The sequence below is a fragment of the Glaciimonas immobilis genome (assembly GCF_011947285.1).
Taxonomy (GTDB): domain Bacteria; phylum Pseudomonadota; class Gammaproteobacteria; order Burkholderiales; family Burkholderiaceae_D; genus Glaciimonas; species Glaciimonas immobilis.
Map to the genome: position 1 here is coordinate 13,376 of NZ_JAAOZT010000002.1, position 13,713 is coordinate 27,088.

General features: G+C 51.7%; 12 protein-coding genes. All 12 read left to right on the forward strand.

The features are described 5' to 3' along the window. Window positions 1-310 precede the first annotated feature (310 nt). A complete protein-coding gene (locus HAV38_RS02255) occupies window positions 311-1,612 on the forward strand; it encodes a collagen-like triple helix repeat-containing protein (RefSeq protein ID WP_168052053.1) in 1,302 nt (433 codons plus the stop codon). Between the two features lie 180 nt (window positions 1,613-1,792). Further along, window positions 1,793-3,493, forward strand: a complete 1,701-nt coding sequence (locus HAV38_RS02260; RefSeq protein ID WP_245182153.1) for a ShlB/FhaC/HecB family hemolysin secretion/activation protein — start codon at window positions 1,793-1,795, stop codon at window positions 3,491-3,493. A gap of 313 nt (window positions 3,494-3,806) precedes the next feature. Then, window positions 3,807-3,986 carry a Flp family type IVb pilin gene (locus HAV38_RS02265; RefSeq protein ID WP_168052055.1) on the forward strand — a complete coding sequence of 60 codons (180 nt, stop codon included), beginning with the start codon at window positions 3,807-3,809 and terminating at the stop codon, window positions 3,984-3,986. 85 nt (window positions 3,987-4,071) lie between these two features. Further along, window positions 4,072-4,602, forward strand: a complete 531-nt coding sequence (locus HAV38_RS02270; protein WP_168052057.1) for an A24 family peptidase — start codon at window positions 4,072-4,074, stop codon at window positions 4,600-4,602. Window positions 4,603-4,710: 108 nt separating this feature from the next. Beyond that, window positions 4,711-5,208 (forward strand): TadE/TadG family type IV pilus assembly protein, encoded by a 498-nt coding sequence (locus HAV38_RS02275; RefSeq protein WP_168053454.1) that lies wholly within the window; start codon window positions 4,711-4,713, stop codon window positions 5,206-5,208. Window positions 5,209-5,437: 229 nt separating this feature from the next. Further along, on the forward strand, window positions 5,438-6,490 hold the full coding sequence (cpaB, locus tag HAV38_RS02280; RefSeq protein ID WP_168052059.1) for a Flp pilus assembly protein CpaB: 1,053 nt from the start codon (window positions 5,438-5,440) through the stop codon (window positions 6,488-6,490). A gap of 53 nt (window positions 6,491-6,543) precedes the next feature. Beyond that, the gene (locus HAV38_RS02285) at window positions 6,544-7,851 is read left to right on the forward strand and encodes a type II and III secretion system protein family protein (protein ID WP_168052061.1); all 1,308 of its coding nucleotides are present in this window, start codon (window positions 6,544-6,546) and stop codon (window positions 7,849-7,851) included. A 28-nt stretch (window positions 7,852-7,879) separates the two neighbouring features. After that, complete coding sequence (locus HAV38_RS02290) at window positions 7,880-9,181, forward strand: CpaE/TadZ family protein (protein WP_168052063.1); 1,302 nt, start codon at window positions 7,880-7,882, stop codon at window positions 9,179-9,181. Window positions 9,182-9,286: 105 nt separating this feature from the next. After that, window positions 9,287-10,636, forward strand: a complete 1,350-nt coding sequence (locus tag HAV38_RS02295) for a TadA family conjugal transfer-associated ATPase (protein ID WP_168052065.1) — start codon at window positions 9,287-9,289, stop codon at window positions 10,634-10,636. A 2-nt stretch (window positions 10,637-10,638) separates the two neighbouring features. Continuing rightward, the gene (locus HAV38_RS02300) at window positions 10,639-11,565 is read left to right on the forward strand and encodes a type II secretion system F family protein (RefSeq protein WP_168052067.1); all 927 of its coding nucleotides are present in this window, start codon (window positions 10,639-10,641) and stop codon (window positions 11,563-11,565) included. Between the two features lie 19 nt (window positions 11,566-11,584). Further along, a complete protein-coding gene (locus tag HAV38_RS02305; protein WP_168052069.1) occupies window positions 11,585-12,541 on the forward strand; it encodes a type II secretion system F family protein in 957 nt (318 codons plus the stop codon). Next, entirely contained in the window at window positions 12,538-13,644 is a 1,107-nt protein-coding gene (locus HAV38_RS21580) for a tetratricopeptide repeat protein (RefSeq protein ID WP_184013358.1), read from the forward strand. Before HAV38_RS02305 ends, HAV38_RS21580 begins: the two co-directional genes overlap by 4 nt. Window positions 13,645-13,713: the final 69 nt, after the last annotated feature.

Sequence of the window (13,713 nt, forward strand, 5' to 3'; positions counted from 1 at the left end):
CGCGTTTAGTTGGCGTTATTTCAGTGTAAATAAATTTTGTATGAATAATGTCGGCAGCTTTCGACGGCTTTGCTGTGTGTGGAGATGTTACGTGACATGTAACGTAGCATTTATATTTAACATTATTTGATAAATGCAATTTTCAATTCGAGCCGTGTCTTAGTGGTTGATTTTAAAGAACTTCTTGTCAAATTCGGTGCTTCATGATGCATAAAATATTGTTTTAATGATATATTTCTTGCAGGCATATTAATTGCTTATAAGGTTGCATAAGCATCTTGATGCGATGATCAAAATAGGAAGATTTGTCATGAATACGTCACGGAAAGCGGGTTTGATCGCGGTATCACTATTATTCGCAGGATTGTTATCAGGTTGTGCTGGTAATGGCACATTAGGAACGGCGGGAGATAGCGGGTCCGGAAATAGTGGTTCAGCTAGTTCGGACAGCGCCGGCACTGGCACAGGAACCAGCCCAGATAAGGGAACCGGCACTGGAACAGGCACCGGCACCGGCACCGGCACTAATAATGGTGGCGTCTCCTCGTCTAATTTAATTTCGAACACAGGATCAGTGATTGCCAGCGTTAGTACGGCGATCAACGGCGCCGTACCAACGGTAACCAGCCAACTGCCATTGATCGGTTCAAATAGTGGATTGAATGGCATGCTCAGTAATGGTGCCGCGGTACTGACCACTCTAGGCACTGGCGTTACGTCCGGCCTCGGTCAAATTGGTACCGCACCCGATCCATTGGGAGCAACGGTGGGCAGTGCAGGTGGCGCAGTTGGTAATGTTGGGAGTATTGTCCAGAGCGCCGGGCAACTAGTGACAGGATTGGGCACGGGTCAACTTGCGCCATTGGCGCCGGTCACGGCAACGGTGGGTAGCTTGGTGAGCACGACGGGTGCAACTGTCAGTCAGGGGGCCGCGCCATTAACTACAGCGTTGACTAGCGGGCCGGTCCAGCAGATCGCGCTGGCGGCAGACGCTGCTATTACGCCATTGACCAGCACGGTCAACACGCTGACCCAAACAGTTGGAAATACAACTGCGCTGAACCAGCCTGTGAAAACCTTGCTGATGGTGGTGGGGAATAATGTGGTGTCATCGGGTAATCAACTGACTGTTTCCAACACGCCGATTGCAAGCCAAATGGGCGGTGTGATCACAACTGTTGGCAATACGACGATCGCGCTTGGTGCGAACAGTCTGACGAATAGTGGGCAACCTTTGCTGGGTAACCAGTCTGGCGGACTGTTACAGCCACTTGTCACACTATCCGGCCTCCTCGGTGGCGCAATCGGTAGTAGTGGTTCATTGTCGCCTGCAACCGGCTTGCTGGGCGGTCCTGCCACTACATTGAGTGGCATTACGGCCACAGCGGGTGCCAGTCCGTTGACACCATTGACAGGTTTGCTCAGTACCTTGACTACCACTTTGAGTGGTGCTGCCCCTACAGCAGGGGCGAGTCCTTTGGCGCCATTAACAGGTGTGATTCGCGGCATGACAAGTCCGGTGGGTGGTTCATTGAGTGTGACGGGGACGGGATCTTCAGGCTTCCTCACCGGATTGTTGATCCCTTTTACAAAACCCGCAACTGGTAAGTAATGACAGTCATATACGGAAAAATCTTGGCTGTCTAAAGGTTTTTTCCTGTAACTTGCACGCCTTGCGTTGGTAGCGGTAATACTGGTTAATTAAATGTGGCATTGCATAGTGGCGACGATTTCGGAAGTTCGCCTCCGTCCACTAATAAAAAAAACCAGAAATTAACATAGAGATGAGAGCATGACAATAAGGAACATTGGCGTGATAGTGATGGGTTGCGTTAGCCTTTCGGCGGCGTTGCACATGACACCGGCCAGCGCAGATAATCGTAGTCCGGTACAGGGCAATCCGCTTGATTCGCTACCTAAGCCAGAAATTGCGCCCAGCGCGCCGATGACGATTAATATTCAGCCGCAAGCCGTTGACCCGGCCTTGGAAAAATTACTGAACAGCCATTTAGTGCCATCACGGTTTCAGATCGCGGGCGTCAAGACCATACCGTTTGATCAGGTCGCTGCGGAATTCGCACCCTTAGCCAATCGTGATACCACCGTCGCAGAACTGTTGACGGCTGCTAATAAAGTAACTGCGATGTATCGTGAGCGTGGCTATCCGTTGTCGTTTGCATTTATTCCCGCGCAGACATTTGAAAATAATATTGTCATCGTTTCCGTCGTAGAGGGATACGTCAGGAGCGTTAAGGTTGAGGGCAACCCGGGCTACGGTGAAGAGCGGCTGAAGCTAATTGCGGAACAACTTAAAGAAGGACGCCCTTTGCGTCAGGAGACCTTCGAGCGGGTGTCCGGCATTCTGAGTCTGCAGCCGGGCGTGCAGATTGTCGCTAATGTGCCGCCGCCCACTACCACTGATGGTGGCACCGACATGGTGTTAACGGTCAAGCGCAAACCAGTGACGGCGGGAGTTGGCGCGGATTTTCGTCAACCGGGTATTCGCGGATTGTTGACGGCCAGCGCCAATGGGTTGACACCTTTTGGCGAGCAAGTGACGGTCAGCACATTACAGCCAGGTGGTTCCTTACATGAGAAATTTTATGCTATCAACTACGTACAACCGATCGGCATCAATGGCATGTTAGCCAAAGTAAACTGGTCTGATTATCGCTCCGAGCCTGAAAGTCAGAGCCTGTCCAACGTGCAGTTTCAACCGCGCTATCAAACCAGAACTGTACGTGTCGGCGCTGCCGTAAGTTATCCGGTCATTCTCGATAACACACATAACCTGACCGTTACAGGCGGAATGTACGCGGCCGAAAATGTAGAAACTTTTACCCGATCGGTACCTGCAACACCCATGTCGGTTCAAATATCATCGCAAGTGCGGGTGTTAAGCGCAGAGGGCTCCTGGACTACCGTTTCTCTCAATACCGATAAGTTGCAGCAGACGCGGTTAATCGCTGGCGGTCTCTACCAAGGAATAAACGCTCTTGGCGCATCGCGCGAGAACAGCAATGTTGACCTGGGCTTTACCAGAGTTACGCTTCAGGCCTCGCAATCAAACCAGTTGCCGGGTGGATTTGGCGTAGCATTTTCTACCGGAGTTCAGTACAGCCGCAATATCTTGCCTACATCAGAGCAAATCGGATTCGGCGGTAAATTGTTCGGTCTGGCGTATCCAGTTGGTGAGCTGGCGGGTGACAAAGGCTGGGGTGTATCTGCAGAAATTAATCGTACCTATGCGTTGGACAACGATTATGTGAAGACGGTGCAACCTTACATTCTGGTAGATCATGCCCGAATTTATTCAAATGCCGGACCGTTGACCCATCACTCGCTAGGATCGCTCGCGATGGGGACCCGTTTTGCCGGGGGGAAATATTATACTTTGGATTTATCGGTTGCTCAGCCTGTTGCAGATAAACCACTAGATGCCAACTCTCGGTCACCTAGACTAAATGCCATGTATTCATACCAATTAGAGTAATTAGTTACTAATTTTATTTTTCTTTTTGCTATGAAAATCTAAATGATATTCGTATGTTAGATAATTACATTTATGCAATTTTTGTTAGATATTTTTTCTTATGTTGCCCTATGGAAATGGCTTAAAGCTTTGCATTTAAAAAATAGTGTTACTTTTGTGAAAATGTCGTGGATGAAATTGTTTTTTGGGGTAACCTATAGTTATTCCCACTACAACTTGTAACGCTTTCTGTCTGATTAGTTTTTCGTTAAAAAAATCGCGGCTTATGAGAAATAAATGGTCTTTTACTGCAGTTAATTTTTTAAGGAATCAAATGAAAACTAAATTATTAAAGTTTCTTCGCGAGGAAGATGGTGTTACGGCAATTGAGTATGGTCTGCTTGCAGGGTTGGTTGCTGTTGCCATTATCGCGGGCGCGGGTTTACTCGGTACCGATTTGGGACTTGCACTTTCGAAAATTGCGGGAAAAGTGTCTACCGCAGTAGGGCCGTAAAACACTAGCAATAAAACCTAAAAAGAGGCCGCACTCGTGTCTTTCCGATGTGGCATTCTTCAACACACCAATGCTAAAGATCGACATGTCTAGAATTAATCTTGGATTATTGATCTTGTTTGTAACATGGTGCAGCGTACATTTCGTATACGACATGTTGGTGCGCCGTGTACCCAATAAGTTATTGATATTAGCGATCATTCTGCAAATTGGGTGTTTTGCGCTGACTGGCCAAGGATTCACTGGCATAAGTCCGCTAAGGGCCATTACCGGCTTCGCAATCGGTCTCGCATTTTTGCTACCGCTATACGCGCTGCGCGCGATGGGCGCAGGAGATGTGAAGTTTTTTGCAGTAGTGGGTTTGTTGCTCGGGCCAGTAGCGTTGCTGCCGGTTTTTTTAATGGGATCGGTGTTGGCGGGTATGCATGCGTTGGTGTTTACTGCGTCAAAATCAGGTCTGGTACTCGCTTTTCAAAGTGCTGCGACGCGATTAGATTGCTGGATGTTTTATCAGCGCTTAATCAGTGCGCGCGGTAACCGTGCAGGAATACCTTATGCTGCCTATCTCGCCGTCGGTGCCATAACAATTAGTATCTTTTCCCGAATAAGTGTTTAGTAATTTACATATAAATTACAGATAATGTATTTTACGAGCGCCCAACAAAATGATGCGGTTTGACTAAGAGTCGAACTGTTTGCCGGGCTGATATTGGGAGAGGGAATGATGAGTGACTATACCGGCAATACGCTTACCGGCAAGAGCGTTAAAAGTATCGTTATTCCGAAAAAGCAGCGTGGCGTTGCTGCGATTGAATTTGCGCTGGTGTTTCCAATATTTTTTGTTCTCCTGTACGGCATCATTACTTATTCCCTGATTTTTGTTGCGCAGCAGGCGCTTACCCTTGCTGCGGAAGAGGGGGCGCGCGCTGCGTTGCGTTATGCCGCGACACCTGCTGCCCGGGGATCAAATGCCTGTATCGTCGCGAAGCAGTCGGTTAGCTGGCTCGGTACTGGCAATGTCGCCTGTACGACTGCCATCACACCGCCTTGCTCAAGTGCCTCGGCCGCACCGTGTTCACCTGCGGGATCGACCTATCCTATCAAAGTGACGGTCAGTTACCCCTACGCAGCGCAGCCTTTAGTACCCCTATTATTAGGTTCGCTAATGAACGTGGCAGTGCCCTCCACCCTAGGGAGCAGCGCCACAGTACAAATTGATTGACTCAGCAGACAGGGTGTTTATTAGACTTCTTTCCGTAGCGACGTAGCGAAGATAAGACCCACCGGGCGCAACAACTAAGCAATGGATATGCTCCTTTTTACAGGAAGATTGTGAGCGCCACAATGTAAGATTTACGAGGTGCCGCAGGGTCCGAAAAATTTTTATTGTCCTTCGCGTTTTAGCTTCGCTGGCATTCCGGCCATTTTTTCTTATACAAAGCGCTTTTTCTATGAATCTGACCAAAATTTTTGCAGCGATACTGGTGCTGGGCGCGCTTGTGCTCGCGTCGGTTGCATGGTGGCTCGGTAGCCGCCCCGCGGTGACACCAGCGGCGTCCGGTACTCCCCTTGCCGCAACGATTTCCTACCCGGTGGTGGTGGCATTGCATAACTTGGATGCGGGCAAAGCCATCGCGACCGGTGATATCGAGTTGGTGACATTGCCAATCAATCCAAGCGGTGTCTACACACAGACCAATGCAGTTGTTGGGAAGGTCCCGATGGTCGCCATTGGCGCGGGCAACCTCATAACAGAATCGCTTCTAGCCAGTGGTCTTGCCTTAAAATTAAGCGTCGGCGAGCGTGCAGTGGCTATTCCGGTTGATGAAGTCGCCGGTGCCGGCAATCGGGTTCAGCCAGGTGATTTTGTGGATGTGTTCGTCACATTAAAACAAGGGCAGGAACTTGATAAAAGTCAGTCGCGCTTGCTATTGTCGCGCGTACGCGTTCTGTCATATGGGACCGCGGTTATCGGGAGCGCGCCAGCCGACGCCAGCGCTAATGGTACTAACGGAGCCAACGGAGCCAATGACACTGTAGCGCCGCCGTCAGCCAGTCAGCAGGCGGCAGCAGCGCAGACGGCACAAGCAGCGCAAGCCGCTCAGGCCGCGCAGCCAGCACATAGCGCGGTACTGGCAACCCCGGTGGCAGACGTTAATCGGTTATCGCTGGCGATCCAAAGCGGCAAATTGATGCTGGCATTACGTAACCCGGCGGATGATCAAGTACCGGATGTGGCTTTATTCCCACCGGTACCTTTTGTACTTAACGGCAAAAGCGGACTGACAAAAGATCAGACGGAGGATCTTAACAGTCCGCCTAACCAGGCTTACGCTGGGGTCGAGTTAACTGCACTGGCGGGTGATAGCAAATCAACTGCGCGACGATCGCCAATGGCACCCGTAACAACGTCGAGGTCAACTAACCCATCTCCTCGTAAAGTCGATTCTGGAAATACGGTTGAGGTAATCCGTGGCCTTAAGCGAGAGGCAGTAGTTTTTTGAGTAGCCCCTACGTGATGTTTGGCCCCAGATCGATTACAGAATAAACGCGAGTTATGAAAATATACGACACAATTTTTCCGCTTGCGCTCAGCGCAATGGCGGTGCCGGTCATCTCAATGGCCGCGCCTAACGAGATTTCTTTGGGTATGCGCGAACAGCAGAGCATGAACGTGGCGGGAACACTGGAGCGGATTGCGGTCGCCGATCCTGAAGTCGCGGATGTGTTAATGGTGCGCGGTTCCGATGGCAAGAGCGGGAGCGTTATTTTGGTCGGTAAAACCCCTGGTAGCACCACGGTCACGGTCTGGTCAAAAGGCCTTGCGCCAGCAATCTGGCGCGTGACCGTACTGGGCGACCTGCAAGACGCGCTCGCAGGGCAGGGCGGTCCTGACCTGAGTGTGCGTGGCAAGACCGCGGTGCTGCGCGGGCAGGCCTCCTCGGTGATCGTCCATGCAGGGACCAGCGCGGCGGTATCCGATGCGATTGGCAAAGGTAAGACGGTGGATATGTCAACGATAGACAGTCCCGGTGTGGTACAGATTGACGTCAAAATCGTCGAGTTCAGCAAATCGGTACTAAAAGAAGTCGGGTTCGATTTTGGCGCAAGTTTGAAGCGCGGCAATTTTAATTTTCAGTTGGACAGTAATCTCGCCACCAACGGTGGTCTGTCGACGGTGTCATCGGCCTTCAGCCTGGTCAACACTTTTTCACGGGGCAGTTATAGCCTGGCCAATAATTTACGTTTGATCGAAGGCAATGGACTTGCACGGGTGCTGGCCGAGCCATCGCTCACGGCCTTATCAGGTCAAAGCGCCAGTTTCCTGGCTGGTGGCGAATTGCCGATACCACAATCGGGCGGGCTTGGAACGACGACCATCGTGTATAAGCCATTCGGAATCGGATTGACGGTATCGCCAACCATCCTTTCTAAAGGCCGGATTGCCCTGAAAGTCGCGCCGGAGGCCAGCGAGATCGACTACAGCAACGCGATAATTTTGTCAGGCGTGTCGATCCCGGCGATTACTACACGGCGCGCCGACACGACAGTAGAACTCGGCGACGGAGAAAGTTTCATCATCGGTGGCCTGGTGTCGCGCACGACCAAATCAAGCGTCAAAAAAATCCCGTTAATAGGTGACTTGCCGATCATCGGCAGCTTTTTCCGTAATTTGAGTTATAGCCAGGATGATAAAGAGCTGGTGATTATTGTCACACCGCATCTGGTACAGGCTATTGCTAAAAATGTGCCGTTGCCATTGCCCGGCGAAGAGCAGGAACAGCGTAATAAGGCTAGCACCGCGTGGGGTAGCTATTTGCTGGGCGACCTTGTGGCTGACGAAGTACCCGGATTTTCTAAGTAGGAACGGGGATATTTTTTTGGACTTTAAAATGAATGCGCCGATCGCCCTAAATGAGATTACGACATTAAGTCGTTTTGTTCTCTGCTCGGAAAATAATCAGCAGGCAGAATGGCTCGGTCACGCCTTAGAGAAATGGGGAACGCTATGGCAAGAGCATTCCGATGTGGCGACGCTCCTGCCGCGGATAATTGACCGCAAGCCACTACTTGTGTTGCTGGATTTTTCCGGTTTTGGTTCCGCGGAAAGGTCCGTAATACCGCATTCAGATGAATGTATTGCGGCCATTGCGCGCGCCGTGGAATTGGCGCACGCACTGAAATCAGCCGCACCTGATTTGCCGTTAGTGGCGATCGGGTCCATGGCTTTCCCTGAAGGTGCCATCGCTGCATGGCGGGCCGGGCTCAGCGATTTCGTCGATATCAGCGCGCCCTCCGAAGAAGCGCATGAAGTAATTCAACGCGTATTGTCCAAGGCAATCGTGCCATCCCCTGTTGTACTCAAACGCGGACAACTCGTCACGCTGGTAGGTGCACGCCCGGGTGTTGGTGCTAGTACCCTGTCTGCGCACCTTGCAGACCTTTTTCAACGTCGCGTGCAGAATCGCAGCGGTGATAAATCAGCGGCCATTTCAAGTCGGGTTGCGTTACTCGATTTGGGCCTGCCAGCGGGCGACGGCAAGTTGTATCTGACGACTAACGGTAATTTTGATTTTGCTGAAGCGGTACGCAACTTGCGCCGTCTCGATGAAACCCTGGTCCATACCGCACTATCGCGCAGCCCCGGCGGCGTTACGGTGATTTCACTGCCGTTTAATTTGAGCGAAATGCGTACGGTCTCGCATCACGATGCCTTGGCATTGCTCGACCAGCTGCGAACTTATTTCGATGTACTAATTGCAGACCTGGGCGGTTTTTCCAATCAGGAATTTATCACCAATATTACCGGCGCTTCTGACCACGTCTGGCTCCTCACTGACCAAAGTGTAGGTGCGTTGGTGTCGCTGGCGGATACGGTAAAAGTGCTGGGCGAAGTCCCTGCAGGAGAGCGCAAAAGACAGCTGGTGGTTAATCGGTACGACGAGCGTTTTGGGATGAGTGCCCAGCAGATTGCGGAGCGCTTTGGATTGCCGTTGCTGGCAGTACTGCCGGAGCGGACGCGTAAACTTTTTGCGAGCGCCAATCTGGGAAAACTGCTGCATGAGGTTGCGCCGCAGGATGGCTATGTTCGCACTGTCGAGGGCCTGATTGATCACTTAATCACACCTCATGCCGCACCACCCCGGCGTCAGGGAATAAAGCGCTGGATAATGACTTTATTACAGCGCAAATAAGCGCGCCGGACGGCCATCAACCTCTGTCTGATGAATGAAATAAATGAAAAAAACTATGAGCAGCGTCCTAACATTGGTCCCAAATAACAGTCGGGAGAGAAATACGTGAGCAATCAGATTGAATTTGCGGACGACGACCAGGCTTTTTCCAATACCCAGGAATTTCAAGATATCAAAACCGCGGCTTATGACCATTTGCTAACGCGGATAGAAGAACTGGGTGCTGAATTTGGTCGTTGGTCACGCAGCGCCATTCAACAGTTCGTCAATCTGGATGTTGATGGGTTTGTGCGCTTGCAGCGAATTCCTCTCAATGAAAGTGAAGTCCGGCAAATTTCCGATGCACTGACCAAGGAACTGGCGGGGCTGGGGCCGTTAGAGGATCTGCTGGCTGACGTCACCGTTGAGGATATTCTGATCAACGGCTTTAACGATGTGTTCGTGTCGCGCAACGGAATATTGCAGCGCGAGACCTTACGCTTTACTGATAACGCGCATTTGCTGCGGATCGTGCGCCGCATACTGGCACCGCTCGGGCGCCGCCTTGATGAATCGAATCCGATGGTCGATGCCCGCCTGCCAGATGGTGGACGGCTCAATGTGGTGATCGAACCGCTATCGGTTGACGGTCCGATGGTATCGATACGCAAGTTTCGCAAAGAGCCATTAAAGCCAAGCGATCTGCTTAATCTGGGTAGCATGAATGATGAGATTTATACGCTGCTGGAAAACGCGGTAAAGGCGCGCTGCAATATTTTGGTATCCGGTGGCACCAGTTCGGGTAAAACGTCACTGCTGAATGCGCTGGCATTTTTTATCCCTGAGAACGAGCGCGTGGTCACGGTGGAAGACACTGCGGAATTATGTCTTAACCATCCGCACGTCGTGCGTCTTGAATCCCGGTTAGGTGGTTTTGAAGGCAGCGGTCAGGTCAGTATCCGCGACCTGATCCGTAACAGTTTGCGGATGCGGCCTGACCGCATTATTGTAGGGGAGGTGCGCGGTGCCGAGGTATTGGAAATGCTGCAAGCGATGAATACCGGGCATGACGGTTCAATGGCTACCATTCACGCCAATTCTCCGCGTGAATGCCTGTACCGGATTGAGATGCTGGCTGGTTTTGCGGGCTTTCAGGGAAGTGAAACCAGCTTGCGTCGTCAAATCGCTGGTGCGCTGGATTTTATCGTACAGATTGGTCGCTTATCGAATGGCCGCCGCCGTATCGTCTCTATAACCGAAGTCACCGGTGTAGGCGACAACATGATTACGCTGCAAGAGCTATACCGCCATGAAAGTTTTATCGCGCCGGATGGGGACGAGGCAGATCGTTGGGTCTCACTAGGTATTTTTCCACATTCTCCTAAACTGCAGCGCCAACGGCAACTCGGCCAGCAAAGCGGTAAGGGTAATTCTGGTTCCGGTAGCAGCGGCCAGAGCTTGCCGGTGAGGCGATAACTATGCACATCACGCTCTGGCTGATCACTGTTGCCTTGTTGTTTGCAGGCGCTGCCGTATGGTTATGGCAGCAAGCAACGGGACGTTCGCGACAGGACGTGAGCGCAGTTTTTGTGAATCAGCAAATCCAGGGAAGAAACAGGATCACTGCAACGGTGCCGCTGACGCAGGACGCGACACCACGTGACGTGCAAACCGACGCGTTGCGCCATTTTTTGTTACGTGCAGGGATACAGACCGGTACCAAAAAACTGTGCATTCAACTTATCGTACCGGGATTGTTGTTGAGTGCCATTGCGTTCCTGTTCGGTGGGGTGCTATCTGGACTGGGCACGGTAGTACTTTATGTTTTACTGGTACGTTTTGGTTTTTGGCGCAGGACTTCGCGGCTGCAGCAAAGAATGGTCAGGCAATTACCCGGATTTATTGACGCGTTAGTGCGCCTGGTCACGATTGGTAACAGTATAGGCGCAGCATTCCAGACGGCAATTGTCGGTGCAGATGGACCGATTCGGGTAGTTTTGGATCGCGCAAACTGGCAAGTTCAGGCGGGCGTTGATCTAGAGCTTGCCTTGCGTAAAGAAGCCCAGCTTTTCCGTTTCAAAGAGTTGGATCTGATGGCCGCGGTCATCGGTGTTGCCGCGCGTTTTGGTGGCCGCTCTGATCAGGTTCTGGATCGGATGGCGGCATTTATGCGCGATCTGGAACATGCGCAAAACGAGTTGTCGGCACTGTCTACCGAGATCCGGCTGTCCGCCTGGATCATGGGCTTAATGCCAGTGGGTATTGGTATTTTTTTAATAATTTTTAATAACAGTATGTTTACCGGGATGTGGCATGACCCAGTGGGTAAACAGATGTTGCTCGGTGCCGTGGTGCTTCAGATTGTAGGCGGATTTTGGCTATATAAATTAGCCAAATCCATGTAAATGGAATAAGGGGATAGCTGTGGACACGACTCAACACACATTGATCATGCTCGCGATCTTATTGATTGCGCTGGCACTGTTCCTTGTTGGTGGCGCGATGCTGGGACGCATATGGCGGCTTAAGCAGAATCTGACCACTATTGATGAAAAGATCGCCGCACAGGATCGGGTGACGGGCGGCATCGCGCCTGAACCAGGAACCTCGCGCTGGCACGACCGCATAATAATGCTTGCGGCGGCATGGGTAGACACGCCATTTGGACGGCACCTGGTGGCAGATGAAGACCGTCACTTGCTGGACCAATGTGGTGTCAACGATAAAGAAGGTCAGGCGCTGTTTTTTGCCGCGCGGGCGGTCCTTGCAATCGGGTTGCCGCTGATAGGATTATTGTTGCTTGAAAACGGCAGCTGGACGCGTACTTTGCTGATTATCTTTTTTGGGCTGGCAACCGGATACATGTTGCCGAAGTGGGTGATGCAGAAGGTCGCGTCCGAACGCCGCCGCAAAGCCGCAGAAGAATTACCTTTATTGATCGATCTGTTGCGTTTGTTGCAAGGCGTGGGCTTGTCGGTTGACCAGAGTCTGTACGTGATCGAAAGCGAGTTCACCAATGTACTGAAAATTCTGGGCGAAGAAATGACAATTGCGGCCCGCCAGTATCGTGCCGGACGGACGCGGGAGCAATCGATGCGCCGATTTTCCACGGTATTTGACAACCCGGATTTGCAGTCCGTAGGGCGTTTGATTGTTCAGGTAGAGCATCACGGCGGTGCGGTACAGGAGCCTCTGAAATTATTCAGTGAACGTATCCGGGAGCAACGCAAACTGGATATGAAAGAACGGGTCGGCAAAACCACCGTCAAGATGACAGGCGTGATGGTATTAACGTTGCTGCCGGGCTTGCTTGTCATTACCGGCGGTGTTGGTTTTCTTGCCGTTATCAGGGCATTAACCAAAATGTCAGGAAACTTATGATCAGGACTTACGCAAAATCGCCCCAGCGGCGTTGTGCTTTCCTGGCCGTACTTTCGTACTGTCTGCGTCGGTACGCCTTGCTGGGACGGTTTTGCGTAAGTCCTGCGGTAATGGGATCGCTGCTGGTGCGTTTTGGTTTCCTTGCCGCTTGCGCTGCCCGGTCTCCGGTGGTGTTCGTTTTGCCAAAATCAGCCAGCCGGTTGGTACGTAATTACAATGCCCGCTTTCTGGCGTATCCGCTACTTGCATTGTCTCTCGGCTTGTCCGGTTGCGCTGTTGATTCTGCTGCCCGCCTTTACGCGCAGCAGAATGACGCAGCGCAGGCACGGCAGGAGGCTGAGGTGCAGTCTGCCAAGCCGGATAGCAAGGGGGTGTATCTTGGCCTGATCCGAAAAATGCAATTGCAGGGTTTGTACTTTGCATCGTTAGCGCATTTAGACGCCTATGAGCAGCAATATGGTATCGCGCCGGATGAACAACGGCTACGCGCGGACGCATTCCGTGAGACGCGTCAGGCCGATGCTGCGGATGCTACCTATCGTAAATTATTAAGCACGTCAGAAGCGGCTGCCGCATGGCACGGTCTGGGTTTGCTCGCAGCTCAAAGCGGAAATTATATTGCAGCCGTTCCATCGTTTGTGGCAGCGAGCAAACGTGAGCCGATCAATCCGGTGATGTTGAGCGATCTTGGTTATGCACTCTTGCGTAGCGGGGATACCAATGGCGCACGGGTGCCATTGGCACAGGCCGCAGAACTAGCGCCGGACAATCGCAAAATCATTTCCAACCTGACCCTGCTATTAGTTGTCACAGGTGAGGGCGTCAAGGCTTCGGCTGTCATGGATAAGGCGAAACTAACGCCCGAGGCGAGGGCAGCGATTTATCGCCTTGCTGACAGTATCAAGACCAGCCTTGCGCCAGCGGCTGGGGCGGCGCAATCTGTGAAGGTTACGCAGCCTTCTGAAACTGTTCAAAACTCCCGGTCTCGGGCGCAAGCCTCCCAGACACAAGCAAGAACAATACGGCCATTGCCCGCTAATGCGACAGACTTACGGACTAACCGATTTGAATCCATGCTGGATCGTTTTGGCGCTGGCGGTTAGTGCTGCGACTGGGTACGAGGGCACAAAATATTTTAACCAAAATGCGATTTAATCATCGGCACCAAAAAT